The organism is Collinsella sp. CM84Y_54, from assembly GCF_036317945.1.
GTDB lineage: Bacteria > Actinomycetota > Coriobacteriia > Coriobacteriales > Coriobacteriaceae > Collinsella.
On sequence record NZ_JAWQCX010000003.1, the window covers coordinates 232,626 to 259,324 of the forward strand.

A 26,699-nucleotide genomic window follows, 5' to 3' on the forward strand; every position below is an offset into this window, starting at 1 on the left:
CCGCCGCGGTGTCCGGATTCGCCCGGATGCTGCGGCGGCGCTATACTTATACGGTTTGAAGTACCTGTACTAAAAGGAGCTGTCGTGTCCCTTTCCATCGGTATCGTGGGCCTGCCCAACGTGGGCAAGTCGACGCTGTTCACCGCGCTTACCAAAAAGACTGGCCTTGCCGCCAACTATCCGTTTGCCACGATTGATCCCAACGTGGGTATCGTCGACGTGCCCGATAGCCGCCTGCAAAAGCTCGCCGACATCGTCAACCCGGGTCGCATTGTGCCGGCGACGGTCGAGTTCGTCGACATCGCAGGTCTGGTGAAGGGCGCTAACGAGGGTGAGGGCCTGGGCAACCAGTTCTTGGCAAACATCCGCGAGACCGACGCCATCTGCGAGGTCGTGCGCTACTTTAAGGACCCCAACGTCATGCGTGAGGTGGGCCGCACGGGCGAGTTCGTCGACCCCGCCGGCGATGCCGACACCATCATGACCGAGCTCATCCTGGCCGATATGGGCACGCTCGAGAAGCAGCTGCCCAAGCTCGAGAAGGAGGCCAAGCGCGACAAGGAGCTCATGCCCAAGTTCGAGGTTGCCAAGCGTCTGCTTGCCTGGCTCAACGAGGGCAAGCGCGCCGCATCCATGGAGATGACCGACGAGGAGCGTGCCGCTGCCAAGGGCCTGTTCCTGCTCACCATGAAGCCCATCCTGTATGTGGCCAACGTAGATGAGGACATGCTCAACGAGGACTTGGCGCCCATCGACGGCGTCAAGCCGCTGCCGATCTGCGCCAAGATTGAGGCCGAGCTTTCCGAGCTCGATCCCGAGGATGCGGCCGACTACCTGGAGAGCTTGGGCCTGGAGCAGCCCGGTCTGGACGTGCTCGCGCAGGCGGCCTATAAGCTGCTCGGTCTGCAGTCGTTCTTTACGGCCGGCGAGATGGAGGTCAAGGCCTGGACGGTTCGTCGGGGCGCAACCGCCCCGCAGGCTGCCGGCGTCATCCACACCGACTTTGAGCGCGGCTTTATTAAGGCCGAGGTCATTGGCTATGACGACTACATCGAGCTCGGCGGCGAGCAGGGCGCCAAGGCCGCCGGCAAGCTGCGCATCGAGGGCAAAGAGTATGTCATGGCTGATGGCGACGTCGTGCACTTCCGCTTTAACGTGTAAGGACGACGCGCATGTTTAAATATGGCAAAAAAGCCGGCTACATGGGCATCGCGCTGCTGGTACTTGCAGTGCTTCCGCTGGTGGTCGCAGCGTGTGTTATCCCCAACATTGGTCCCGAGGTGGCAACGAAGTTTAATGCCGCCGGCGAGGTGACGCGCTGGGGCAAGAGCTACGAGCTGCTGGCACTTCCGGTGCTCAACCTGCTGTTGAGCGTGGCGACGTACTTTACGGCGGGACGCCAGGCAAAGAACAATGAGGATTCCGCCGCCATGGCGCGCATCGTGTGCGAGCGCTACCTGCGCAACGGTTGCATCACGGGTGTGTTCCTCAACGTGATCAACGTCTACTTTATGTATTCGGCGATTACCGGAACGGGCTTTGGCTTTGGTTTCTAGCTTGTCCTTTTAGGCAACGAGCCTGCACGCATATTCAATGGCTGCTGCGAGGCCGCCGCTCGATCGTGGTTTAAAGACCACATCGGCGGCGGCCTCGTTTTCGTATCCGGCGCCGCGAAGGCAGAGCGCGATACCGGCTTCTAAAAGGAGGGGCAGGCCACGCTGGCTGGTTGCTATTACTACGGCCTGGTCAAGGGCGCAGCCGTGCGTTCGGCATTGAGCGGCGAGCTCGCCTCTCGCCGGGTCGGGGAGCAGTGCGGTCGCAACACGGCTCGATAGCAGCGTAAAGGCTGTGCGTTCGTCCGGGGAAAGGCATTCGGCCTCAACGACGACAAGCTTGGGCTGCGCGCCGTCTGAGCAGCGTGATTTCTGACGCATGCAAATTGAGCAAGCCGACATAGAAAACTCCTGTATATTCGGCAAAACGTAAACTATAGTTTACGTTTTTGTTTTGCTCCATTTCAAACTCGTCTGCATGAATGAGCATGCGAAACAGATTCTTGGCGAGCGAGTTGAGCGGACGCGCAAGGCCCTTGGTATCTCCAAGGTCGATTTTTGCGTGGCGACAGGAATCAGCCGACCCTACCTCGACCGAATCGAAGATGGGACGGCAAATTTCACGCTCAAGGTTTTATTTAAGATCGCGCCCGCGCTTGGCATGACGGTATCGGAGCTTCTCGAGGGCATCGAATAGGGGATACCCGTCGAAAACTGAATTACACCATCGGGATACGGTCGTGATTGACTTGGCTGTAGAACAGGCGTTGAATCTCTGCCGCATCACGTGACTGGCCGAGTGCCCACATGGTTTTGGCCACGAGCGTCTCGGTTGTCATATCGTCGCCGCGTAGAATGCCCGGATGGTCGGCGTAGGCACGGCCGACCTCATAAACACCCAAATCGAGGCCCTCCTCGGGGACCTGTGTGGTCATAACGACGGTGCGACCCGAATTGACCCAGCGGAAAATTGCCTCTTGGAATGACTCGCCGGACTCGCCAAACTCGGGGATACCGCCAATGCCAAAGGTCTCCAGAATCACGGCGTCGTAGCTATCGGCAAGGGCGTCAAGGATACCCGGGTTTACGCCGGGCGTCAGCTTAAGGACAAACACGCGCGGGTCGATGCTGTCGTAGAAACGCACCGGGTTTTCGCCCTGATGCGTGCCGTGAAGCCCGTTGCGCACGATGCGGTCGTTGCGGATGTAGGCAATGGGCGGATAGTTGACGCTAATGAACGCGTTAAAGCTCATGGTGCGCTGCTTGCGGGCGCGCGTACCGGCAATGGCGACGCCGCCAAACACGATAGAGACGTCGTGCGAATGCTCATCGAGCGCATAGAGCAGGCTCTGGTACAGATTGAGTTTGGCGTCAGTAAAAGGGTTGCCCATGGGCTTTTGCGAGCCGGTGAGTACGATGGGCTTGGGACTGTCCTGAATCAGATAGGAAAGCGCTGCCGCGGTGTAGCTCATGGTGTCGGTGCCGTGCAGAATCACGAAGCCGTCGTGGTCGGCATAACCCTCGACGATGACGTCGCGGATACACATCCAGTCACTGGGACGCATGTTGGTGCTGTCGATGTTCATGGGCTGCACGACGTCGAGCTCGCAGAGGCCCGAGATCTCGGGGACGCTCTGGGCGAGCTCCTCACCGGTCAGGGCGGGGGAGAGGCCGTTGCCGTCCTCGGTCGATGCGATGGTGCCGCCCGTGGCGATGAGAAGGATGCGCTTCATGCTGATATTCCTATCGTATTTGCCGCCGCAGAGGCGGAGTCGTTCGGCAGTATTGTGGCACAGGGCGTCCAATGTTCAAACGTATTACATCATCCGTGACGTTTAGTAACATTTCAATCGCCACCAAAAAAGGGTGCAGGTCGTGCGTTTGCCGTGCGCTGATGGCTGCGAGGGACGAGAAACCCCATATAACGTGTACACTATGAAAGATATTTTCGTTCATTCGCGCGGGCGGGCACCGGCTCCCCGCCAACAAGAGGGGGATACCATGGATCAAAATGCTTCCGCAAAGGTCCTCGTACTCGACTTTGGTGCGCAGTACGGTCAGCTCATTGCCCGTCGCGTCCGCGACCTCAACGTGTATTCCGAGATCGTTCCCTGCGACATCTCGGCCGACGAGATTCGCGAGATGAACGCCTCTGCGCTCATCCTTTCCGGCGGCCCGGCCTCCGTGTATGCCGAGGACGCTCCGTCCATCGATCCTGCCATCTTTGACCTGGGCCTTCCCGTCCTGGGCTTTTGCTACGGCCATCAGATCACAGCCGTAACGCTCGGCGGCAAGGTCGGCCACTCCGAGGTGGGCGAGTATGGCCGCGCCACCATCACGCGCACGGCTGGTGCCAAGCTCTTTAACTCCACGCCCATGGAGCAGACCGTGTGGATGAGCCACCGCGACGCCGTTTCCGAGGTGCCCGAGGGCTTTACCGTTACCGCCAGCACCGACGTGTGCCCGGTTGCCGCCATGGAGTGCGTTGAGCGCAAGATCTTCACCACGCAGTTCCACCCCGAGGTCAAGCATTCCGAGTACGGTCAGCAGCTGCTAAGCAACTTTCTGTTTGAGATCTGCGGCCTGGAGCCCAACTGGAGCATGGACAACCTGGCCGAGACCATGACGGCCGAGTTCCGCGAGAAGGTCGGCGACGACCGCGTGATTCTGGCCCTGTCCGGCGGCGTCGACTCCTCCGTCGTGGCTGCTCTGGGCGCTCGCGCCGTAGGTAAGCAGATGACCTGCGTGTTCATCAACCACGGTCTGCTGCGCAAGGGCGAGCCCGAGCAGGTGGAGGAGGTCTTCACCAAGCAGTTTGACGTCGACTTTATCCACGTCCACGCCGAGGACCGTTATGCCGAGCTTCTGGCCGGCGTGACCGAGCCCGAGGAGAAGCGCCGCATCATCGGCACGCAGTTCTGGAAAGAGTTCTTCGCGGTTGCTCAGCAGCTTGAGACCGATGGTAAACCCGTGAAGTACCTGGCTCAGGGCACCATCTACCCCGACATCATCGAGTCCGGCGCTCGCAAGACGGGCGGCAAGACGGCCACCATAAAGAGCCATCACAACCTGATCCCGTTCCCCGAGGGCGTGCACTTCGACCTCATTGAGCCGCTCGACCACTTCTTTAAGGACGAGGTCCGTGCGCTTGGTCTGGCGCTGGGCCTGCCGGGTCACATCGTGTTCCGTCAGCCTTTCCCGGGCCCGGGTCTTGCCATCCGCATCATCGGTGCGGTCGACAAGGAGAAGCTCGAGATCCTCAAGAACGCCGACGCCATCGTGCGCGAGGAGCTCGACGCCTACAACCAGCGTCTGTTTGAGCAGACCGGCGAGCGCAACTCCGAGCACAGCTGCTGGCAGTATTTCGCGGTCCTGCCCGACATTAAGTCCGTTGGCGTTATGGGCGACGAGCGTACCTACCAGCGCCCGATCATCCTGCGCGCCGTCGAGTCCAGCGACGCTATGACAGCCGACTGGGCCAAACTGCCCTACGACGTGCTTGCCCGCATCTCCGGCCGCATCGTTGCCGAGGTCCCCGGCGCCAACCGCGTGTGCTACGACATCACGTCCAAGCCGCCCGCGACCATCGAGTGGGAGTAATTCCACACAAAAGTGTGTTACCTATTAGAGGTGCCTTGCCGTATCGCAAGGCACCTCTTTTTATCGCAGGTTTCAGGATTTAGGCGCAAGCCATCGACAATACGCAATTGTTTAATCAGGGAAAACAATGCTTCTGCATATCGATTAAGCTCTATCGGCGCACCCCCTCAACATGGTTCTATTCGACGGCGACCATGGTTCCCTCTCAGTCAAATTGCGGGATTGCCAGTTTTTCTCTGGTACCCAATTTGTACCCACCGGCCTTCACTGGTACCCACTTTGGTTATTTACCTGGTCTTTTGGTTATTCTTCTACCACTTCCGATGGCTCCCCCTATGAGAAGCGCGTTGATGCCAAGGGGCACGTGCTGAGCGATACGTGCATTGCGGATGAAGCGCCGCTTGAGGAGCTGCCCAAGGGGTGGGCGTGGGCGAGGCTATCGACGCTATTTACTAAGATGGGCTCAGGCAGCACTCCCGCTGGCGGTCGCAAGGTTTACCAAGATGAAGGACCGCTTCTAATAAGGTCCCAAAACGTTCACAACGAAGGGCTTAAACTCGAGGACGTCGCACATTTTGCATATTCATTGTTTAAAAAACGCGGCAGCCACGTTTTGCCAAACGACATACTGCTTAACATCACAGGTGCCTCAATAGGCCGCTGCGCGATTGTCCCCAATCCGTTTGAGGAAGCCGATGTAAACCAGCACGTACTAATCATGCGTCCTGTCGACAACACTCTTAATCACTATCTTCATATTGCAATCGTTTCCCCTCTCATCCAGGCGGCAATAATGGCCGGGCAGGTCGGAGCAACAAAAGAAGGGTTGAGCGCCACTAAAGCATCCAACCTAATTGTTCCCCTCCCGCCCATGGCCGAACAGCACCGCATCGTCGAGCACATCAACCAGCTCATGCCCTTGGTTGAAGAATACGGGGAACTCGAAGACGCCCGCGAAGAGCTGGACGCAGCCCTGCCAAGCCGCCTGCGCAAGTCGGTGCTGCAGATGGCGGTACAAGGAAAACTCGTGCCGCAGGACCCCGCCGACGAGCCCGCAAGCGCCCTGCTGGAGCGCATACGCGAACAGCGCCGCCAGCTTGTCGCCGAGAAGAAAATGAAGGCCCCCAAGGGCGGCGAGTCCATCATCTTCCGCGGTTCCGATGGCCGCCGCTATGAGAAGAGAGTCGACGCCAAGGGCCGCGAGTCAGAGCCCACCTGCATAGAGGACGAGATTCCGTTCGAGACCCCAGACAGCTGGGAGTGGGCACGGCTGTCATCTGTCCTTCAGCTCAATAGCGGTCTTGGCTACAAGAAGGACAATCTTGCCGTAAAAGGCGAAAAAATGATCAGGGTACTTCGTGGTGGCAACATCGGTGAGGAAGATGAGCCCCTTATCAAAAACAACGACGTGATGATATCCGCAGAGTTTGTGGATGATAATATACTTCTACGCGATGGACAGATATTAACTCCTTCAGTGACTAGTCTTGAGAACGTTGGTAAAACGGCAATCATCAGAAATACGGATGGCAACACCGTCTGCGGCGGCTTCGTTTTCTTCCTGACGCCGTTCTTAATAGACCCATGTCACTCTGAGTATCTCCATAGATACTTAGCCTCTCCGGCTCACATCTCCTTCTGCAAATCGTCAGTCAAGAAATCCGGGCAGGCTTTCTACAACCTTTCGAAGGCATCTCTGAACTCGGCATTAATAGCGATTCCTCCTCTCGCCGAGCAACACCGCATTGTTGAACGCGTCGCCGAGTTTATGTCACTCGTCACCAATCAATAGCCGCGTCTACTGCGGCGCGCTGCTCGTTGGCGGTGCGCCGCAGATAGATTCTGGTTGTCTCTATGCTCTCGTGTCCCATAAGGTCGGCAAGGAGAGCGATATCGGGGTTACGTGCAATGAAATTCTTCGCAAACAGATGTCGGAACGAGTGCGGATATACAACATCTTGATCAATACCATAGCGTAGGGCGCTGCGTTTCAAGCCAAGAGATATGCCTCGCGAGGTAATGGCTTTGTTGTTTTTACCAGGAAATAGTAGGTCACCCGAAGCTGAGCCGGCCTTCCATGTGGCGCATTCCTGCTGCAAAGTCATCGGAACCCAAATTCTTCTGAGTTTCTGCCCTTTGGAGATAATATCCATATAGCCAGCATCAACATGGCTAACCCTGAACTGCCTCAGCTCGCTTACACGAGAACCAGTGCACCCAAGAAACCTGACAATGAAATACCAGAACCAATCGCCGTCGCGTTTCAAGCCATCTTTCATCCGGGCATACTGTTCATTGCTTATAACATTGTCGAGAAATGGCTTCTGCTGAATGCGAACTCCTTTGAGCCTGATTCCGTCAAATGTGATGAAATCCAAGTAAGCGTTTATCGCGCCAATACGGTTGTTGGCGGTCTTTGGCGCAAACGAAGAAACCAGCCACTCCTTATGCGCAAGAAGTGACTGGTTCGTAAGAGATTGAGCTCTATTGGTTAGCTGGTCAATCGCAAATGTATAAGAAATGATTGTGTTCTCTGCGTAACCCTTTTCCCGCAAATACTGAGCAAACGTTTTCATGGCATCGTCCTTTCGTCGATGCCATGAAAACAACTATGAAATCAAATTGGAAAGAGAGGCTAGTTTCTCAGAAATGCGAGCCTGCTCGGACTTGGGCGGTACGGGAATGAGGGCGCTCAATAAAGCGTTGCGTTCAATACCCGGGATTACCCCCTTTGCGCTTGATTTAACGTATTCCACCATAGATTTCAAAAAAATAATCAAGTAAGGCAGCATGTCTTCATCTGATGGGATAATCGCCATAATCTGACGTGCAATGTGGGCCTCATCAAAAGTGTTAACTGCCATTTCTCCAATGGTGCCCTTGCAAGTGAACAGAAGCTCGCCCTTGCGTGAAACACGTGTCGGCTCGCTTGTCCAACGATTTTCGATGAGGGAACCGTCCAAAAAGTTAGATGCCCCTGTTAAGTAGGGAATACCCTCATGCCGATCGTTATACTGATTGGGCTTTAGGTCGGTTCCGGATAAGAGGGATATTATGCTTTCCAGCCGCGCCCACTCCCAGCTGTCCGGAATCTCGAACAGAATCTCGTCCTCGATGCAGGTAGGGTCGGACTCGCGGCCCTTGGCGTCTATTCTTTTCTCATAGCGGCGGCCATCGGAACCGCGGAAGATGACGGACTCGCCGCCCTTGGGGGCCTTCATCTTCTTCTCCGCTATGAGCTGGCGGCGTTGCTCGCGGATGCGCTCCAGCAGGGCGCTCGCGGGCTCGTCGGCGGGGTCCTGGGACACGAGCTTGCCCTGCACCGCCATCTGCAGCACGGACTTGCGCAAGCGGCCGGGCAATGTGGCGTCGAGCTCCTCGCGGGCGTCCTCGAGCTTCCCGTACTCCTCGACCAGGGGCATGAGCTCGTTTACACGCTCGACGATGCGGCGCTGTTCGGCCAGGGGCGGGACGGGCAGAACCCAGCTTGACAGCGTTTGCGCGGGAAGGTGCTTAATTGTTGTCCCCGTAAAACAACCATCCCAAATATGCGACTGAACTATAAGGCGAATATACAACTCGCAGTATGTATTGAGTAAAAGTCTTTTATCGCAGCGAACTCGGTGAAGTGCCTTTTGATAGTACATCGTTTTGTTCGATGTCCAAATTGCGCATCTGCCCGGTACGCCGCCCTCGCAGACAATCAGGTCACCATTTGCGAGTGCAAATTTTGCGCGATCTGCCTCATTCATGCGCATTGTCTTTATATTGGCAAGATCGAATTCGCCCCATTGGACATTAGCGTTTCCGAGGTATGGCACAGGCTCGCCTTCATTTTTTTGCTTGTCAAGCATCTTGCCTAATTGAATCGAGGCAACTCCCGCCAGCCTCGCCCAAACCCAGCCCTCGGGCAGCTCCTCAAACGGCACCTCACCTGCGATGCGCTCATCGCTCAGCACACGGCCCTTGGCGTCCACCCGCTTCTCATAGGGGGAGCCATCGGAAGCGGTGTAGATGACGCTTTCGCCGCCCTTGGGGAACTTTGCTTTCCCTTCTGCTATAAGCCTATGCTTCTCTTCACGAATCCGCTCAAGCAGCACGGTTGCAGGCTCGTCCGTGGGGTCTTGCGGCACGAGCTTGCCTTCGACCGCCATCTGCAGAATCGAGTTCTTCAGGTCTTTCGCCTTCATCTATGCCTCGATTCCGAGAATCTCGCAAATTTGAGCAAGCTTGTTATCAATCTCGGCATCGAGTGCGGCGCGACGAGCGCGATAATCGCGAATCAGCTCGTCGGGAGGTAGAATCTCCTCTTCCTCGTGCGGGTAACCGCACAAATCGAAGCTGAAGCTTCCTGCCCGCAATTCCTCAACTGTATAGAGCTCGGCTTTGGGGTTACCATCTTTTTCGATTTCCTCGCGATTCGCCCACCAGCTACGAACATCGTTGAAATGCTCGGACTTGATCGGTTTGGTTTTCGAAAAGTGCTTATACCCGTCTGGCATGTCCATGCGATAGAACCACACGCCCTCGGATTGCTTCGTGTTGTCGAAGAAGAGGATGTTAGTGGTAATGGGGGTATAGGGCGCAAAGACGCTCTGAGGCATGCGCACGACGGTGTGCAGATTGAATTCTTCGACGAGGCGGCGCTTGATTTCGACCTTCGCCGCATCCTGGCCGAACAGAAAGCCGTCAGGGATAATAACCGCTGCACGGCCGTTTCTCTTGAGGCGATACAGGATGAGCGCAAGGAACAGATCAGCGGTCTCCGAACTGCGAAGGGCTGTTGGGAAGTTGTTCTGAATAGATGCCTTTTCCGACCCGCCGTACGGCGGGTTCATGAGTACCACGTCGAACTGGCCGCGTTCTTTGTGGCGGTAATCGCGAACGTCGTGTTCGAGCGAGTTGTCATGGAAAACCTGTGGGTTGTCGATATCGTGCAGCAGCATGTTGGTGATGCACAAAAGATACGGTAACTGCTTTTTCTCGATGCCGTAGATCGATTTAGAATAGAGCTCTTGGTCTGCGGGCGTTTTCACCTGCTTCGCCAGCAGCTTCAATGCGCTTGTAAGGAATCCACCTGTTCCGCACGCGAAGTCAGCAACAGATTCCCCGAGCTTGGGATTAAGCATCTCGGCCATGAAATCGGTAACAGCACGGGGCGTGTAGAACTCGCCCGCGTTGCCCGCAGACTGCAAGTCCTTCAGGATGGTCTCGTAAATCTCGCCGAACGCATGGCGCTCCTTGTATTCGGTGAAGTCCACAGCATCATCGATCGCGTTGACAACCTGACGGAGCAGGATGCCATCTTTCATGTAGTTATTAGCGTCGGTGAACGCCGCCTTTACAACCACTTGTCGCAACGGCGCGTCTTGGGCAAGCTCAAGATTCGCCAAAGTCTTGAATAGGTCGTTGTTGACGAAGTCCAGCAACTCATCGCCGGTAAGGGCGTTGCCGTCTTTCGCGTCAGGCGCCCAGCTGTGCCAGCGCAAACGATCGGGGATGATCGACTCATACGAATCGTCGTGAAATTCCCATTCCTCTTCCTTCGCGTCATAGATTTTCAGGAAGAACAACCATGTCATCTGCTCAATTCGCTGGGCATCGCCGTTGATGCCCGCATCGTTTCGCATGATGTTCTGGAGGGTTTTGACGAGAGATCCTAAAGCCATGCTTCAAAAGCCTTCCTAAGCCGAGTAAAGCGCATTCTCCAACGTTTGCGCCGCGTACATGAATTCTTTCTTGCCACCGAACGCTTTGCAAATCTTCATAGGGCTTCCAAAGCGCCGAAACTCTTCAAGGTCGAGGATTCTGGTGTCATCCAAATCGATGAGGTTCGAAGTGGCGTATTTGTCGAGAAGGGCCTCGAGCACATCACGTGCAAGGCCGGTGTACTCGTACAGATAGCCCTTCTTCTTCACGTTGTTGGCCCTTTCGCTCCTCGTGAGCGGTTTCTGGTCGTAAGCAATGTGACAGATGAGGTCAAAATCGCTCATTTGATCTTGACCGGACTCCTTGCGAAGCTCATCGAGGAACACGCCGCGATCCCTCAGTTCGTCGATAATCGCTTGCTTGCGGTCCTCGGCGTTCCAAACGACAAGAAAATGGTCGAGCGTATCGTACTCGCCGCGGATGTTTTTCCGTGTGTAGTCCTTAAGGCTCTCCGTGACAAGCTCGCCAGAAACCGAATAATACTCAACTCGCTCGGAGGCTATTTCGACGGGAACACCGTGAACATAATATTTAACGCGTTTGCCATCGATGTCCGTCTCGCCATCATCCAATACATTGTCGGGATTGGGCAGAGGCGAAACGTCGGGAGGGCTGTCCGGCTCGTCGGTGTCGGGCACCATAGGACCGCTGGGTGCAGGTTCGAACACCTGCACCGGCTCGCCGTCAAACGCCGGGTCGGCGAACATACGCGACGCATCGCGGAAATCAAGAATGGTAAAGTACAGCTTGCCGTACGGCTCGCAGATGCGAGTACCGCGGCCAACAATCTGCTTGAACTCCGTCATTCCCTGCTCGCCGTAGACGTTGTCCAGCACGACAAGCTTGCAGGTTTTGCAGTTCACGCCCGTAGTAAGCAGCTTCGAAGTCGTGACGATCGTCGGGTACTTCTCGTCGGGGTCAATGAACTCGTCGAGCTTCGCCTTGCCTTCTTTCGAATCGCCGGTGATGCGCATGATGTAAGTAGGGTGCTCTTTGACGATGTCGCTGTTCTCATTGACTAAGGCCTCGCGCATTCGCTCTGCATGGTCGATATCGACGCAGAAAACAATCGTCTTCGAATACCTGTCCGTTTCCTTAAGGAACTGGGTTATCTTCTTGGCCACGACCTCCGTTCGCTCCTTGATAACGAGCTCGCGGTCGAAATCCTGTTTCTCGTAAACACGGTCGCTAATCAGCTCTCCGTTGTCATCGACGGCTCCAGCGTGCGGACGCCAACCATAGACGTCGACGTTCGGTTTCACGCGAACAACCTGGTATGGGGCAAGGAAGCCGTCCTCGATTCCCTGCTTCAGCGAGTACGTGTACGCAGGTTCCCCAAAGTAATCGATGTTCGACACATCCTTCGTTTCCTTCGGGGTGGCCGTCATGCCGATTTGCACAGCGGAGCTAAAGTACTCGAGTATCTTGCGCCAGGCAGAATCGTCGGCCGCGCTGCCGCGATGGCATTCGTCTACGATGATGAGATCGAAGAACTCGGGGCTGAACTCCCTGAATATCTCCTCGCCATCGGTACCGACGAGTTGTTGGTAAAGTGCGAAGTAGATTTCGTACGCCGGGTCGAGCTTGCGATGCTCGACCTTCGTGATTACCTTGCGCAGCGGCTTGAAGTCTCCGTCTATGGTCTGATCGACGAGGATGTTCCTGTCGGCAAGATAGAGGACCTTCCTGGCCATGCCAGCCTCGCGCAGGCGGTGTACGATTTGGAACGCCGTATAGGTCTTGCCGGTGCCCGTGGCCATGACGAGGAGGATTCTGTCTTTGCCGCTCGCCACGGCCTCGACGGTCCTGTTGACGGCGTTTCGCTGATAGTAGCGGGGCGAATTGCCGCCATGCTCGTAATAATAGGGCGCGGTAATAATCTCTTCCGCTTCCTGCGTTTCGATGCCCTTCGAAGCGCAGAAGCGAGCCCACAGTTCCTCGGGAGAGGGGAACTCATCCATGTTCAGACGGCGAACCCTACCGGTAGTGAAATCATGCTCAGCAAAGCCCTTGCCGTTCGAGCTGTAAGCGAAAGGTACATCCAGGGCAATTGCGTAATCCATCGCCTGCTGCAGGCCAGCCTCGACCGTATGATCCGAGTCTTTTGCCTCAACGATAGCGATAGGCATGTCCCGCTTATACATGAGCAGATAGTCGGCCTTCTTGGGCTTCTTTCGGGTATGGAGCCCCTTGCGAACGACGATCTCGCCGTCGGTGAAGTAGTATTCAGTAAATATCTGCCTGTCGGCATCCCATTTTCTTTTGAGTGCCGGATCGATCGACTTCAGGCGCACATCTGACTCGTTCACTTTGCAGCCCTCCTCACTACCTCTTCGGCCAGCAGCGCCGAGATGAACGCGCTTGCGGATACGCAATCCCGTTTTGCCATTTCAGTTACAGCACGTTTGAGATCAGGAGTGACGGCGAAGATAATCCTGTCGGTCTTCTTGCCGTTCAGGAGTTCCTGCTTGAGTTCGATTTCGTCCATTGCCCGTCCTTCGAATGCTCAGGTTGCAATGCGGATGCCGTGTTGCATCATTGTTATATAAGTTTAGCATATCGATAGTTTTGACCTGCAGCTTTCCTAAAACGTAGTCGCATCACTGTGTTTACGGCAATCGCGTAAACGTGCCTATAGGAGGTGCTTTGATTGTGCGACCAGCCCAAACCCGTGGCAGGCTCGCCTGCCAGCGCACCCGCCGTAGGCGGAATACTTATCCTGCATGTCAGCACCTACAGGGGCTGATATATCCCATACGCCCAACCGGCGCGGAAGTTGCAAACAGGGATTCCCAAGGCACGCCCTTGGGCGCGATGGGGCTAGGGGAAGCGGCGCGAGCTTCCCCTGGTCGCACTGCCAAAACTTTCAATGATGAGACCGAGACGGAGCAGAACACGAAAAAGGCCCGCCGAAGCGGGCCGCCCCGAGAGGGCCGCAAGGGAGGCTAGGCCTCTCCCAGGGCATTGATGTGATGCCGGACCATGGCCTTCCCGCCGTCGAAGACCACGAGGGCAATCTCGTCGAAGCGGATTCGGCTATCGGGAATCGATTCGCCCTGCTGCTTGAGCCAGGCGATGGCATCGTTCTCCGCCATCCTCCGGTCCATGGTCCAAGCGGGAAACCCCTTTTCTTTTGCGTCTCTGGCGATGACTCTCGCGAAAACGATGTCGCCATCATCTGCTGCCACCAAGCTGATGCATTCGCCAGACAACCTGTCGATGATTCGATAGCCCTTGCGCTCCAGAAGCTGCGTTGTCATTTCGATCGCCTTCTGCTTGAGCTCGCTTGCGTTGTTCATAATGCCTGCCTCCTTAGGCTTTGGAGCCCGCCTTTCGGGCCCTGTGCCCTGCATGGCGCTCGTCGGAAAGCGGCGCGCGCAAGGAGCCAAGCGAAACCGCAAGGCTTGAGTTTTCACGGTTCCGCGAAGCGGGTTCGGGAAAAGTTTTCGCGCCTTGCGCGGCTGCAACGACGTGCAATCCTATAGGGCATCAGGGGCGCAAGGCGTGACCCAAGTCCGATGGCGGCGGCAAACCTGGCAACGAGAGTCACGAGAAGCGCGGGTCAGACACCTTGGCGATTGCCTGGGCGATATCGCCTTCGACTTCTGCGGTATCGCCGATACGCCATACCTTGGCAGGTTCGACGTTTTTCGCTTCGCGGGCCGGGGCCATGCTCGCGCGCATCGCGGCGGTGGGCTCCCTGCCGCCAAGACCGATGGCGTCGCCTGTGTACGTCTTAGAGATCGGGAGCGAGCTGCACGCGTAGGCCCGCCCGCCTTTGATGACGAGGTGGCCGGTCCGCCAATCCCATTTGGCGAGGTCTTCGGGCCTGAAGAGCCTAGCCTCGTGGTAGCTTGCGGAAGTGCTGCTGCCGCCCCCGTTGGACGACTTGCTGGTCGACCTCGTCTTGGTTTCCACCGTGTAGCAGCCGAGCTGGTCGGAATAGTGTTTGCACGTCTTGGCGTCGTTGGCGGCCAGGAACAGCGTGGTGTCGAGGTTGTTGAAGATGCCGGGCGCGTCCTCGCGGTACGTCGCTTCCACCTGCGACCGATCTTGGCATACGAACACGAGGTGCATGCCGAGCGAGCGAACGATGCTAACGGCCTTTTGCAACCCGGGTATCTTCGGCAGCTGCGGGAACTCCTCGAGAATCCAGCACACGGGACGTTCGAGTGTCCCGCCGCACCGCCGCTCAGCAAGGCGGCGCAGGCCGTCCATGGTTTGCGAGACGAACGCCGCAACCAGGGCATCGTACGCGGTCGACGAGCTGTTGAACCTGACGTACAGAGCCACATTGCTATCGAGAAAATCCTCAACCGAGAAGTTGCTCCTTGCAAGCATGGGGCTCACGGCGGGGTCGGCGTAGACGTTGAGCACAGCAGCGAGGTTCACGCGGAAACCGCCGTAGGTCTCGGCCGGGGCGTAGGCGACATGTTCAAGTGAGAGTCTTGCCGACGAGCCCGCAGGAAGCTCCTCGGCGATTCGCTGCAGCCGCCCCTGGTCCATTGCGGCGACGGCCGCAACGGTTGACAGGTTGCGAGCGTCGTCCGGCACGTCGGGGCTCTGCGCCACGTAGGCGGCAACGCCCGAGAACAGTATGCGCGCCGCCTGGGTCCATATCGCTGCGGCCTCTCGACGTTCGGGCACGAGCGTGTCGGCCAGAATGCGCACCTCGGCGGCCAGCTCGGACGGAGACCTGCCGTTGAAGCCCTTCGCGCAGTCGATTGCAGGCTGTAGCGGCAGCCACCCGTCGCTTCTGGAGGCGTCGGAAAAGTCGATACACACACGTTTGAAGCCGCACCCCTCCGCATAGGTCCCGGTGACGTCGTGCAGCTCGCCCTTGGGGTCAAGGGCAATGAAGGAAGACCCGGAATTCACGAAATTGACCAGCGTCGGCAAGAGGCAGCTGGTCGTCTTGCCCGCACCGGTGCCGCCGATCACGAGCGCATGCTTGATGTCGTCGACGAGCAGGCGCTTCCCATCGGAGCCCACGCCGCCTATGACGAGCCCCGGGAAAGCCTTATCTGCATTGCACACGTTGAACTCGCGCCTCAAGACTATAGGGCGCGACTCCAGGCGGCTCGACCCGTGCGACCTGTTCGACGACGGCTTCTCGCCCAGCCATGCGCCATTGTGGAAGGTGCGGTAGCTGTAGGAGGCAAGCGCCGCGGCTGCGGCTATCGCGGCAATAGCCGCTGAGGCAAGGGCACCCGATTCGTCCGGAAAGGCGATCTTCGCCTTCGCCGCTGGTGCAAGCGTGCTTGAGAGCCGCGCAAGCATTGGCAATAGAACATCGCTTGCGAACGTCGGATAGCAAAGTTTGACCGCCAGGAACGCAATAACCTCAAACAAAACCGTATAGAGCGCGAACTCGGCGAGGGGGTGCGGAAGTCTGTTGAAACCCTTCTGCTTAGCCAAGGAAATTCCTCCTTACAACTTTGGGACGGGGGTATGGACGGGTATTTGAATCTCAAGCGGAGACTTCGGTTCGCGCAAGGGCGCAAGACGCTCAGCGTGGGCGATAGCCGCGCCCAGCGTGCGAGCGGTCAGGGCAAGGGCCTTTCTACCAGCTTCGTCGCCGTAGTCGCCCTTCCCTTCGCTGGAGAGGCATTGCCTTGCTAGCATGGCAACGCCTCGCGCGTTCGTCAGAATCGACGATCGAACGGCATCGGCCTCCTTGCCGACGCCCGGCAGGCTGCGCAGCGTGTCCGTTCGCAGAAACTTGCCGATGCAAGCATCTGCAAGCAGAGCACCCGAAAGGCCTTCCACCTCATCGTCCTTGAGGCAGCTGGAAATCTCTTCGGCGAGCTGCCTAGCTCGCCTGCGAGTGTGCGGCCCCAGCTCTATCCGCGTCTTCAGCTCGACTTCCAACTCGGGCTTGTCGGCGATTGCAGCGCTTTCGGCGTTCCTGATGTTGGAGATGAGCGCGTTCCCGATCCTCGTCTTCAAATCGGCCTGCGCCGCCGAGACGTAGGCCTCGAGGGCCGCCCCCTCGAGGCCCTTCAGCTCGGCATGGCCCAAGACGGCTTTTTCGTAACTAGCGCGCAGCTCCCGCATACGCGCATCTGCCTTGATAACCTGCTTCGCCACTGTATCCACCTCGGCGGCAGCGGCCGAATGAAATCTGGCGAGCTTCGCATATTTCAGCGAACCGTCGTCCGGCAGCGCTTCAAGCACGGCATTCCTCTGCGCATCGTCAAAAGCTACGTCCCTTATCCGCGCCACAAGCTCGTCCCTGGCCTGGGTGCGCGCAAAGCTCAGCTCGTCGCGCTGGGGTTTCAAGACGGCGGCTCGCATGGCGTCGTTGGCCCGCATCATCCTTCGCTTTGAGAGCAACTCGTTGTAACAACCCGATTCGTCCCAAGTGAAAACGTGGCAGTGAAGGTTGTTCTCCTGATTGACGTGGTAGGCCGCCACCCAACGGATGTTCTGCGGCTCCATGATTCCCAATGACTCCACGTATTTCGACCACTGGCTTCGCAGCAGGCGCTCCCAATCCTGTTTTGTCGTGAGCCCGAGCTCCTCAGCGTCCTCGCGGCGCACGGTCACCACGCTGGTTATAATTGCCGAATCCGTGCTTTTGAGCTCGCGCTGGATCCTCGCACGCTCCGGCACGCCGCAGGCATCGAACAGCGCGTGGCCGTGGTTTGGCTCGGCCACCGAACCGGGCCTATAGCCGATGTACCCAAGCTTCGCCATCCGTTCGTTCTCGCGCCCAATGCGCAAATCGTCTTCGCTTTTCATGATGACAGCACCGGGCCTGTTGGCGATATAGAGCAGCCTGTTGCCGCCAATCGCGCCGTGGCCTGCGGAGCCCGAGAGCATGACGCGGTGGTTGACCACGATCTTCGAACCCGGCATCGCTAGCCTTCACGCTTGACGTCGGCGTACGCGCGGCCGGCCTGCAGCTCGCCGCCTTGCTTGGCGTAAAAGGACCAGAGCTCCTCTGCGGAGACGTCTTTCCAAGCGGGGATGATGGCACGCGAGACGTCGTTGAGCATGGCCGCCGCCTGCAGGCTGGCCTTCGCACCGCGGCTGCAGACGCGCGCTACGCGCTCCTCCAGCGCGTCGTTGCGACTGTCCATATCCTCGCGCATGAGGGTAAATTCCGCTTCGATAACGTTGCGTACTAAGCTGCCTACCGGAGTGGCGAACACGCTGAGGGACGCACAGGCAAGGCCCTTCTCCAGCAAGTCGCGTACGGCATCCGACTCCTTCATCCCAGATGCTGCGGCGTATGAGGTTATGCGATTGTCGAGCACCGGGTCGATGCGCAGACTGCGCACTTTCTTCTTCGTTGCCATGGTATTTTGCTCCTTGATGTGAAACGGGCGCGAACCGCAGCCCGCGCCCGCGCGTCTAGCCTTCCTGATTGCCCGCAACCCAATACTCGGTGTAACCGGCCAGGTCGAAATACCCGGGTTCGGGGGCTTTGCGCCACTCGTCGACGTTGGCGTACCCGCCCTTGCCGTCGGGTACGGGCTCGACTTTCTGCTTCAGGATTTCACGATACCCCGGCCATACCTTTGCGATCTCCTCGTCGATGCGGTTCAAATCGGGGTCGCGACGAAGCTCGTTGACCTCTTTGCCGACGAGGAAGTATGCGAATCGTGGCGTTCCCTCGGGTGCGTTGCGCACGCTCACGGCGCAGATCGACTGGGCTTCCGCCGCCTTGTCGGGATTGACGATGACCCATTCGCCTTCCTCGAGCTGGACGGTACGACCATCGGCGATTACGTGATAGTTGATACGCTTGACGTTACTCATGGTTTGTCCTTCTTTCTGCAAGCGATTGTTTTAGTGACGGCAAGTGACGGGAGTGACGGCACATACGCGCCAGGCACGGCCGTCACTTGCCGTTTGCTTTTAACGAATCCGATATGGCGATGACGGTGCGCTTCTGTGCCGGATTCCCGTCATCGCCGTCATTTGCCGTCACGGCAGCAACGAAAGCTCGATGCTTCGAGCGCTGCCGGTGCGACGTCGGCCAAGCGATACGCCCTGCCGGCGAAGCCATTCGTTGTGCTGGGCAAGCTGCTTGCCCAGCACCGCAGGGCTGACGCCATCGATGTCAACCGTCTTGATCAACTCGCTGGCGGTTCCAGACCAGCGGCAAACCCCGTCGGCAAGCCAGCCGACGATGGCCTTCACTGAATCGGGAACGCTTGCTTCATACGCTTCGGCCTCGGTGAGTTGTTCGACGAACTCCCAGCGCATGCCCTCGCGTCGGAGCACGAGTTCGGCGTATTCGACGTCACGCCCCGTGACCGAGAGCCTGCAGTCCGAAGAGCTTCGCTTTTCCTTCTGCATCACCATCATGCCGTCGACTGCGCCGCTGATTGCGGTGGTGCCGCTGATGTCCATGAACTGGTCGGTGGTGCTCTCCGCCTTGCGCAGATGGTGCACGATCAGCACGCAGACATCATGGCGGTCGGCAAAAGACTTGAACTGGCGAAGATCGGCGTAGTCGTTGGCATAGCTGTAGTCTCCGGAGTTGCCGCGCGCCACTTGAAGCGTGTCCACGACGAACAGCTTTGTGCCGGGATAGTCGAGCAGCAGCCCCTCCAACTGGCCGATGAGGCCCTCGGCGAGTGTGGCCGCCTGTGGCACCAGGCGGAAGTCGTCCACGCTCTCGTCGGCGAGGGCCCAAAGGCGATGCTGCAGGCGGTACTTGGTGTCCTCCAGACAAAGATAGATCGCACCCGCCCGCACCGTGGCCTTCCCAAGGAACGGCTGACCCATCGCCACGCTCTGGCAAAGCTGCAGGCAGAGGATGGACTTTCCGAACTTCGGCGGTGAGCAGAGCAGGTTGGTGGAGCTCGTGGGCAGAAGCCCTTCCACCAACCACACGGGTGGCTTCAGGACTTCCTCCATAAGCTCTTGTGCCCCGATGGACTCGGGCTTAGGGAGCATAGCAATCACCGCCGTCAACCTGTTGCGGGGCGCGGCAAACGCACCAACGACCGCGATAGTCGCGAGCCATGGTAAAGCCCATAGCCTGGCAGAAGGCATCGAGTTTGTCCTCCAAGCCGAACAAATAGCCGAGAAGCTCACCTTCATCCGGCCAGTGGTCGAAACCGTGGCGGGCAAGCAGACGCTTCTGCTCCTCCAGGCTGCAAAAGTAGCTAGTCTCCATGGTCCACCCTCTCGATTGCGGGGTGGCGATGCGCTATCATGCGCTTCGGCGCGGGGGCCGGCGCGTCTTTTCCAGGGACGAGCGCCGGTTCCTGCTGCTGGGTTGCCTGTTCCATAGGCATCATGTCCTTTCTCCTAACGGCGCGCCATCGCTTTGACGGCGGCATCCTCCTTGTCTACGTCCGCGGTTTCGGGCTCGACGCCCAAGGCGGCGAAGGTCTTCGCCAGAATCACGAGCGTCGCTTCGAGCTCTGGACTTATGCCCGTCCCATCGCGGATGCGGCGCAGCTCACGGTAGGCCGCGTCCATGTGCTCGCACAACGCCTTTTGCAGGCGACTGCTGGGCACGACCTTCACCTCGCGGTTAAGCAAACGCGAGGTGATGTAATCTTGCTTGGTCATGCCGCTCATGGCTACCTGCGCATTGATGAGCTTCGCCTCTTCAGGCGAGACCCGAAACGCGACGGTAACATTACGATGGCGACCATGCTGGTCAAGGTTCATCTGGCTCATGTCGTTCACCTCCCTTCCAGATTTTCGAGAGCTCTTGCCATGTCCGTCTGAACGTTGGGGAACAGGTCCGCGTAGCGGTACGTGATGTCAACGGCCTCGTGGCCCATGCGATCGGCAATGGCCAACGCGCTGAACCCAAGGTCGATGAGCAGCGACACGTGGCTACGTCGGATGTCGTGGATACGGATGACTTTCACGCCCGAAACCGCGCAACCGCGGCGCATTTCACGGTACAGATAGCTCTTCGTAACCTTAAACATGCGCTCATCCGCTTGAATGCCTTCGAGCGTGATGAATTCCTTGACCTCATCGATGACAAAGTCGGGCACGGCGATCGCGCGTACCGATTTCGCAGTCTTTGGGTCAGTGACGACATCTTCGCCATGAATGCGCTGGTAGGAGCGGGTGATACGAAGCAAGTTCTTGTCGAAGTCGAAGTCGCTCGGCGTCAACGCCAGAAGCTCTCCCTCACGAATCCCGGTAAAGTACAACAACTCGAACGCCGTAAACGACAAGGGCTTGTCCATGATGGCGTTGGCGAACCTCAGGTACTCGTCTTTGGTCCAAAAATCGACATTCAAAGGCTTGGCCTTCTTGGCCTTGTCGACCTTTGCGTATGGACTTTTTGCCAGGCCGTAATACTTGACGGCATGATTCAAGATTGCGCTAAGCTGGTTTGCCACAGTGCGGATATACGTCTTGCTATAAGGCTTTCCCGTGCTCGGGATTACCGCCTTAGCCAGAGCGTTCTGCCAGGTAATGACATCTTGCGCGGTGATCTCATTAAGCTTCTTTGGTCCAAAGAAAGGCAAGATCTTCTTTTCGATGATGGCTTTTTTCGTCAACCATGTGTTCAGCTTAAGCTGAGGCTTCTTGTCGGCCTCATAAACTTTAATGAAATCCGAAAACGTCATCTGCGGAGACCCTTCAGCCTTCAGCAGACATTCACGTTCCCATTTCTTTGCCTCGGCCTTGGTCGCAAATCCCCGTTTATGCTTCTTGTGGCGTTCACCGAAGCAGTCGCGGTACCAACACTGGACTTCCCAGGTTCCGTTAGTCGACCTCGACACCGCCATTCCGCTTCACACCGCCCCTCGAGGGTTGAGCGAAGTAGGTTGCTTCCAAATACTCTAAGTTGACGCGCCCGGGAATAACACGCGCGCCAGCGGCCACGAGCTCGCTATTCAGCGAGCGGATGATTCGATAGGCCGTCGGCTTTGACACATCGAGCTTTGTCGCAACGTAATCCGCGCCAACAAGTCTGCTGGATGCTTCCATATTTTCTCCTTCCTTTTTGATTGATCGCTTGACACTTCAGTCGTTTGTCAAAGTTAAGTCAGACACTTTTAGCGTCTATTGATAAAGTAGCACACTTTTAACGTGTTGCAACATAGTAGGACAGAATTGAGCGGAAATACAAAAACAGCTATCATTTCAGCTCAATAAAACCTGCAATGATTTACATCACGTACTGACACTTGAGAACAGAGAGGAAGCAGAATGAGCCTGTGGGATTTCGCTCAAGACACGATTGGCGATTTTTCGCATTCACTCGCCAAAAAGCGATGGCAATCACGTCTCATCTCAGCGAAGCTTCGCGATTTAAGGTTCAGGATGCACTTAACTCAGGCAGAAGTCGCCAAACGCGCAGGAATCAGCGAATCAGCGGTGCAAAACTATGAGCTTATGCGCTCAACGCCCAAAGAGGCCCATCTTGAAGCATTGGCGAAAGCCTTCAACATACGCCCTGAAGCTCTTCGGATTTACGATATCGACTTCATGCCCGCAAACGTCTTGATTCAACTAGGTGATGTTTACGGCCTTAAGCCCCATTCCTCCGATAAGAGATTTGCCTACCTAACGGCCAGCAACGAGTTCATGAACAGCTTTCTGAGGAAATGGTCGACGCAATACCTGAACTACAAAAACGGCGACATTGAGGCTTTTCGTTACGAACAATGGAAAGACCAATTCGCACAAGACTACGACCCTGCCAACTTCCCGTTAAGATACGAACGCGTTGAGTATGACTGGGTGGCTATCGAACCATGGACCAACATACAGTTTGCCTCGACCCTTCGACGTCTTCGCGAGAAAAAGGGCTATACGCAGGACGATCTCGCCAATATTACAGGGATAACCAAATCTGCAATCAGAAGTTACGAGCAGAAGAAGCGCCTGCCAAAAACCTCGCAGATCAAAGTCCTCTCCTTGGCGCTTAACGTCACCGAAGGAGCTTTGACGTTCTTCGATTTCGGCAGCCCAGTCCAAGCCGCCCACGCGCTTTTTCAAATCGCCAACACCTTTGGACTAATCCCCGACAAACTCGAGAACGGAGACCCCGTACTTAGAACGGTCGCAGCCGGACTCGAGCAGATAATCGACCAATGGGCTGACGAATTGAGCGAAATCGAGAAAGGGACAGCAGCCTTCGATTATCAGGAGTGGAAAGACGTCTACGACCCTGAGGGCGATATGGACCACGGCGATTTCAAGCACACCTACGTCGGAAGAACACGCTACGAGACCGTAATCATAGACAAAGGCGTTGCAGACGACGGCGGAAGGCTTATCGAAACAGCAAGGCGCAGCGAATACGACCCGTACGATTACAGGTACAAAGGCGGCTTTTTGCGTGCATAATTTACTAACTCATGCTCAAAGCCTCTTGCCAGTCAGATAAAAATATGGGATATTGAGCTTGGTCTTTTCGCAAGAAAGGGCTTCCAGGAGCCGGGGGTTGTCCCCCGGCATTTTTTATCTCGCAAGGAGAGCCCATGCTCGAAATCAGCCTGTTCGCCGACGAATCGGGCGAAAGCGGAACGGAATCGAAGTACTACCTGCTAACGCTGGTTTTTCACGAGCAGGATGACAGCATCTCCCAACCGATCAGCATCTATGAGAACGACTTGCGTACAAAGGGCCTTCCCAACATCCCACTGCACGCATGCCCGCTCATGAACGGCCATGACGATTACGAAGGCATGGACATCCAGGACAGGAAGCGGCTGCTGCAGGCCTTCTTCACCATGCTCCAGCACCTGCCCATAAAGTATCATACGTTTTCATACAGGAAAATCGAGTTTCCCGACAGCGCCGCTCTTGGTGCGAGAATCAGACGCGACATCGTGAACCTCATCTTCGACAATCTCAGCTACCTGCAAGAATTCGACAAAGTGAAGGTCTACTACGATGACGGCCAGTACGTCGTGACCAAAGCCCTGCACGACGCCGTGGAGTACGCCTTGTCAACAAACGCCGTCATGTACAAAGACGGAAGCCCCAAAGACTACCGGCTTGCGCAAGCAGCCGACCTTATCTGCACGATCGAGCTCACGGCGTTGAAGTTCGGAGCGAAAGAAGCCACCAAGACTGACGATCGGTTCTTTGGCGCACGCAGCAGCTTCAAGAAGAACTGGCTCAAGAAAGTTCGCAAAAAGCTGCTGTAGCAACCTGCGCGTAATCCTACTTGTTCGCACTGGGTACATTTTGGGTACCAGAAAAATGTGCACGAATGAGACGAAACCGCATTTCCTGATACGAAGCACCATGTCAGCGCACCGATAATAGAAGTATTCTTATCGAGTGGGAGTAGAACAGACGTTCGATAAAATAATATAGTATCAGATAGCGGGCACGGTTTCAATCGAATCCGTGCCCGCTGCTGTATGTGTGTCCTTGCACGCCCAATATGTGCCGTAAAAGCCGTCTTCTTCAACGTCAAAGTGAGCGCGCTTCATTTTTGTCTCTCAAAATCTTATTTTCACGATTTGCATTTTCATCCCGTTGTCACCGACCCTTGCGAGAAACCGGAAAAAGCCGCTGACAGAAGGGTCTCTCAAATCGTTGTAGCCCAGCATATAGCCGCGACTTGTGACCTGCAGACGGCTGTTCCACGTGCCGATTTCCTTGGCGGCATCCGAAACCGCAAAATATGCCCCCACATCCTTGATTTTTGCAGTCTTAAGCCATGTTTTTGCGATCATCTTTACCGCCGTCCGATTGGCAGCATCAAAGACCAGCACACTGCCGGGGAAAGCGTCCGCCATCCCCCGCACCAGTTCCCGGACCTGCTGGGTCAGAAAGTAATAGAACACCCCGGAGGCAAAGAACACCGCCCCGCCGGAGGCATCGATTTTGCTAAACCATGCGGTGTCTTTCAGGTCGCAGGGGATATTTTGTTCTTGATTCCCGGCGGGTAGCAGCTGCTGCCGCAAGGCAATCACATCCGGGAAGTCCAGATTGTAAATCTTGCATCTACCGTTGTCGCAGGTTCTGCCGGTGTTGTCCAGCCCGCAGCCCAGATTGACCACCGCCGCATTGGGGTGGCCTTTCAGGTAATCCCGCACCTCGAAAGCAAGATCACCCTGCCGCATGGCCACCTCCAGCGCACCAAAGCGCTGCATCAGGCTGCGGGAGTTTTTCTCTGCCTCTGAAAAGTCGTAGTCGATCTGGTCGAGTAGACGAACCGCTGTTTCATCCCTGTAAAGGTTCGGGTACAGCTCCGTACACAGCTTTCGGGAATACAGCGGAAGGATCAGCGTCTCCTGCACGGTGTTTTTCTCAATTTTACATTTCATAGGTTTTTTCCTCAGTGAATAAAAATTGTCATAATTGTCGCCAGCACAGCCGCTATGACCGTCATGCCTATCGCCATGTGCAGGATGGATGCAAAAATGCCCGTGCTTGACGCCCTTACTTACGTGCCGTGACGCAGAGCCACCTTTTCTTTTTGCATATCTGCACCTCGTGAAAACCCGCCTGCTCCAGACATGCCTTTAATTCAATGTCCTTGTAGATGGTCATGCCGCCGATGATCTGCGTCCACCTCTCGTCCTTGTCCGTATCGCCATTGCTCTCGTTGCAGATAAGAATTGTCCCGCCCGGCTTCAGCACCCGCCAGACCTCACGGAAGCATCGGGGCAAATCAGGCCAAAAATAGACGGTCTCAAAGGCCGTGGCAGCATCGAAGTAGCTATCCTCAAACACCATATCCGCCACACTGCCTTGCAGAACGGCGCAACGCCCCTTCTGAATTGCAACTCGGTTGAGCTTTCTAGCCTTCTCCACGCTGACGGTCGAATAGTCGATGCCCTTGACGACGCCATGCGGGCATTTTTCCAGCAGCCGTTTTATGTTCGCCCCGCCGCCGCAGCCGCAATCCAGCACCTTGGCGTTTGGCGCAAGTCGTAGAAATCGAAGTCCCCACCGCGCCACAGGGCCGTGGCCCAGATTCATCATTGCAACCATAAGTTTTCCGCCGAGGCCCACGGGCTTGCGGGTGTTTTCAAAGAACGACATCTGGCCCCTCCGATTTTGTGCATTCCGCATAGGTCAACGGGAACGAGGCCTTCAGCACCGCGCTTTTCTGCACCGACCAGCCGTTTTGACGCAGGAAACACAGGTATTCCTCGCTTGTCCATCTGCTATGGAGGGGGAATCCCGCCATACTCATGAAAAAGGCTTTTGCCTTGCCGGGAACCGAGTTCCCCGCGTGGGTGAAGGTTGGCGCGATGAGCACGCCGTCGTCCTTCAGCACCCGCCTGATTTCTTGCAGGGCCTTTTCCGGATGCGGCACTATGTGAAGCGCGTTGGACGCGATCACCACTTCGAAGGACTTCTGTGCATAGGGCAGGCGGAACATATCTTGTACGGAAAAGTGCAGCTTTGCGGATTGATTGTCCCGTTTTGCTTCAAGGATCATCTTTGCAGAAGCGTCCGTAGCCTCGATGTGCGCCGCCACATTCACGATGCTCTTTGCGATAAGCCCCGTGCCGGTGGCGACTTCCAGCACGGTTTTTGCTTTCACCACCGGCCTGATCAGCACATACATCTTCTCATACGCCGCCCGGTCGTTTCGCATGAAACGGTTGTACCGACCGGCATTCTTGTCCCAGAAGTCCTTGCGTTCGTGCATGGCTATCGCCCCCAAAAAGTTAGAGCCATCTAACCATAACACACGAATCATGAAGTAAGTTAAGGCTAACCTTATTGTCTTGGCAAAGACGCATCTCTCCGACCCTTTGAATCACCCCTTTTCACGCCGCCCGCTACGAACCCCGGCGGAAACCAGGGAGTGATTAAAGGAGCGACCTGCGGTTTTGCGAATCAATTGAGTCATTCCCGAAACCGCGAATCAAGGGCCTGATTCGCTCAAATTGCGCACGAATCAGCTCTCGGGCGGTACGA

27 protein-coding genes are annotated in these 26,699 nt (G+C 56.6%); 7 read left to right on the forward strand and 20 right to left on the reverse strand.

Translation table 11 applies throughout. The annotated features are described in order from the left end of the window. Positions 1 to 84: 84 nt before the first annotated feature. Together ychF and V2391_RS06195 are read left to right on the forward strand one after the other, a co-directional pair. Positions 85 to 1,161 (forward strand): redox-regulated ATPase YchF, encoded by a 1,077-nt coding sequence (ychF, locus tag V2391_RS06190; protein ID WP_040358752.1) that lies wholly within the window; start codon positions 85 to 87, stop codon positions 1,159 to 1,161. Between the two features lie 11 nt (positions 1,162 to 1,172). Continuing rightward, on the forward strand, positions 1,173 to 1,556 hold the full coding sequence (locus V2391_RS06195) for a DUF1648 domain-containing protein (protein ID WP_329738613.1): 384 nt from the start codon (positions 1,173 to 1,175) through the stop codon (positions 1,554 to 1,556). A gap of 9 nt (positions 1,557 to 1,565) precedes the next feature. Here the strand turns inward: V2391_RS06195 and V2391_RS06200 are convergent, their stop codons facing one another. Further along, positions 1,566 to 1,955, reverse strand: a complete 390-nt coding sequence (locus tag V2391_RS06200; RefSeq protein WP_329738614.1) for a hypothetical protein — start codon at positions 1,953 to 1,955, stop codon at positions 1,566 to 1,568. Between the two features lie 76 nt (positions 1,956 to 2,031). On the opposite strand from V2391_RS06200, the gene V2391_RS06205 reads away from it, so the two are divergent. Next, on the forward strand, positions 2,032 to 2,250 hold the full coding sequence (locus V2391_RS06205; RefSeq protein ID WP_329738615.1) for a helix-turn-helix domain-containing protein: 219 nt from the start codon (positions 2,032 to 2,034) through the stop codon (positions 2,248 to 2,250). Between the two features lie 22 nt (positions 2,251 to 2,272). Here the strand turns inward: V2391_RS06205 and V2391_RS06210 are convergent, their stop codons facing one another. Next, complete coding sequence (locus tag V2391_RS06210) at positions 2,273 to 3,286, reverse strand: asparaginase (protein ID WP_329738616.1); 1,014 nt, start codon at positions 3,284 to 3,286, stop codon at positions 2,273 to 2,275. 268 nt (positions 3,287 to 3,554) lie between these two features. Here V2391_RS06210 and guaA point away from each other — a divergent pair, with 268 nt between their 5' ends. Next, positions 3,555 to 5,153, forward strand: a complete 1,599-nt coding sequence (gene guaA, locus V2391_RS06215) for a glutamine-hydrolyzing GMP synthase (RefSeq protein ID WP_329738617.1) — start codon at positions 3,555 to 3,557, stop codon at positions 5,151 to 5,153. Between the two features lie 364 nt (positions 5,154 to 5,517). Then, complete coding sequence (locus V2391_RS06220; protein ID WP_329738618.1) at positions 5,518 to 6,945, forward strand: restriction endonuclease subunit S; 1,428 nt, start codon at positions 5,518 to 5,520, stop codon at positions 6,943 to 6,945. Here the strand turns inward: V2391_RS06220 and V2391_RS06225 are convergent. The 15 genes from V2391_RS06225 to V2391_RS06295 all read right to left on the reverse strand — a co-directional run bounded on the left by V2391_RS06225 (position 6,932) and on the right by V2391_RS06295 (position 21,788). Then, positions 6,932 to 7,729 carry a tyrosine-type recombinase/integrase gene (locus V2391_RS06225; protein ID WP_329738619.1) on the reverse strand — a complete coding sequence of 266 codons (798 nt, stop codon included), beginning with the start codon at positions 7,727 to 7,729 and terminating at the stop codon, positions 6,932 to 6,934. The genes V2391_RS06220 and V2391_RS06225 overlap by 14 nt on opposite strands. Positions 7,730 to 7,762: 33 nt before the next feature. After that, positions 7,763 to 9,343 (reverse strand): restriction endonuclease subunit S, encoded by a 1,581-nt coding sequence (locus V2391_RS06230; protein WP_329738620.1) that lies wholly within the window; start codon positions 9,341 to 9,343, stop codon positions 7,763 to 7,765. After that, entirely contained in the window at positions 9,344 to 10,822 is a 1,479-nt protein-coding gene (locus V2391_RS06235) for a class I SAM-dependent DNA methyltransferase (protein ID WP_329738621.1), read from the reverse strand. A 15-nt stretch (positions 10,823 to 10,837) separates the two neighbouring features. Beyond that, entirely contained in the window at positions 10,838 to 13,171 is a 2,334-nt protein-coding gene (gene hsdR, locus V2391_RS06240; protein ID WP_329738622.1) for an EcoAI/FtnUII family type I restriction enzme subunit R, read from the reverse strand. Further along, positions 13,168 to 13,350: a hypothetical protein gene (locus V2391_RS06245; protein ID WP_298628315.1), complete on the reverse strand. Its 183-nt coding sequence runs from the start codon at positions 13,348 to 13,350 to the stop codon at positions 13,168 to 13,170. The genes hsdR and V2391_RS06245 overlap by 4 nt, the downstream gene beginning before the upstream one ends. Before the next feature lie 457 nt (positions 13,351 to 13,807). Beyond that, positions 13,808 to 14,161, reverse strand: a complete 354-nt coding sequence (locus tag V2391_RS06250) for a hypothetical protein (protein WP_329738623.1) — start codon at positions 14,159 to 14,161, stop codon at positions 13,808 to 13,810. Between the two features lie 247 nt (positions 14,162 to 14,408). After that, positions 14,409 to 16,280: a type IV secretory system conjugative DNA transfer family protein gene (locus tag V2391_RS06255; protein ID WP_329738624.1), complete on the reverse strand. Its 1,872-nt coding sequence runs from the start codon at positions 16,278 to 16,280 to the stop codon at positions 14,409 to 14,411. A 12-nt stretch (positions 16,281 to 16,292) separates the two neighbouring features. After that, complete coding sequence (mobL, locus tag V2391_RS06260) at positions 16,293 to 17,723, reverse strand: relaxase MobL (protein ID WP_329738625.1); 1,431 nt, start codon at positions 17,721 to 17,723, stop codon at positions 16,293 to 16,295. Between the two features lie 2 nt (positions 17,724 to 17,725). Then, entirely contained in the window at positions 17,726 to 18,166 is a 441-nt protein-coding gene (locus V2391_RS06265; protein WP_329738626.1) for a hypothetical protein, read from the reverse strand. A gap of 55 nt (positions 18,167 to 18,221) precedes the next feature. Then, on the reverse strand, positions 18,222 to 18,629 hold the full coding sequence (locus tag V2391_RS06270; RefSeq protein ID WP_329738627.1) for a hypothetical protein: 408 nt from the start codon (positions 18,627 to 18,629) through the stop codon (positions 18,222 to 18,224). 168 nt (positions 18,630 to 18,797) lie between these two features. Beyond that, a complete protein-coding gene (locus V2391_RS06275) occupies positions 18,798 to 19,736 on the reverse strand; it encodes an AAA family ATPase (protein WP_329738628.1) in 939 nt (312 codons plus the stop codon). Between the two features lie 28 nt (positions 19,737 to 19,764). Beyond that, positions 19,765 to 19,998 carry a hypothetical protein gene (locus tag V2391_RS06280; RefSeq protein ID WP_329738629.1) on the reverse strand — a complete coding sequence of 78 codons (234 nt, stop codon included), beginning with the start codon at positions 19,996 to 19,998 and terminating at the stop codon, positions 19,765 to 19,767. 134 nt (positions 19,999 to 20,132) lie between these two features. Continuing rightward, positions 20,133 to 20,510, reverse strand: a complete 378-nt coding sequence (locus V2391_RS06285) for a plasmid mobilization protein (RefSeq protein ID WP_329738630.1) — start codon at positions 20,508 to 20,510, stop codon at positions 20,133 to 20,135. Between the two features lie 5 nt (positions 20,511 to 20,515). Next, positions 20,516 to 21,586: a site-specific integrase gene (locus tag V2391_RS06290; protein ID WP_329738631.1), complete on the reverse strand. Its 1,071-nt coding sequence runs from the start codon at positions 21,584 to 21,586 to the stop codon at positions 20,516 to 20,518. Further along, entirely contained in the window at positions 21,564 to 21,788 is a 225-nt protein-coding gene (locus tag V2391_RS06295; RefSeq protein ID WP_329738632.1) for a hypothetical protein, read from the reverse strand. Before V2391_RS06295 ends, V2391_RS06290 begins: the two co-directional genes overlap by 23 nt. Before the next feature lie 222 nt (positions 21,789 to 22,010). Between V2391_RS06295 and V2391_RS06300 the strand changes: the two genes are divergently transcribed. Both V2391_RS06300 and V2391_RS06305 read left to right on the forward strand, forming a co-directional pair. Continuing rightward, positions 22,011 to 23,153, forward strand: coding sequence for a helix-turn-helix domain-containing protein (locus tag V2391_RS06300; RefSeq protein ID WP_329738633.1), 1,143 nt, complete (start codon positions 22,011 to 22,013; stop codon positions 23,151 to 23,153). A gap of 134 nt (positions 23,154 to 23,287) precedes the next feature. Beyond that, the gene (locus V2391_RS06305) at positions 23,288 to 23,959 is read left to right on the forward strand and encodes a DUF3800 domain-containing protein (RefSeq protein ID WP_329738634.1); all 672 of its coding nucleotides are present in this window, start codon (positions 23,288 to 23,290) and stop codon (positions 23,957 to 23,959) included. A gap of 300 nt (positions 23,960 to 24,259) precedes the next feature. Here V2391_RS06305 and V2391_RS06310 read toward each other — a convergent pair whose 3' ends face one another. From V2391_RS06310 to V2391_RS06320, 3 genes are all read right to left on the reverse strand, one after another. Next, positions 24,260 to 25,090 (reverse strand): class I SAM-dependent methyltransferase, encoded by an 831-nt coding sequence (locus tag V2391_RS06310; RefSeq protein ID WP_329738635.1) that lies wholly within the window; start codon positions 25,088 to 25,090, stop codon positions 24,260 to 24,262. A gap of 115 nt (positions 25,091 to 25,205) precedes the next feature. Next, a complete protein-coding gene (locus tag V2391_RS06315; protein ID WP_329738636.1) occupies positions 25,206 to 25,811 on the reverse strand; it encodes a class I SAM-dependent methyltransferase in 606 nt (201 codons plus the stop codon). After that, a complete protein-coding gene (locus V2391_RS06320) occupies positions 25,798 to 26,427 on the reverse strand; it encodes a class I SAM-dependent methyltransferase (RefSeq protein ID WP_329738637.1) in 630 nt (209 codons plus the stop codon). Before V2391_RS06320 ends, V2391_RS06315 begins: the two co-directional genes overlap by 14 nt. Between the last annotated feature and the right edge of the window lie 272 nt (positions 26,428 to 26,699).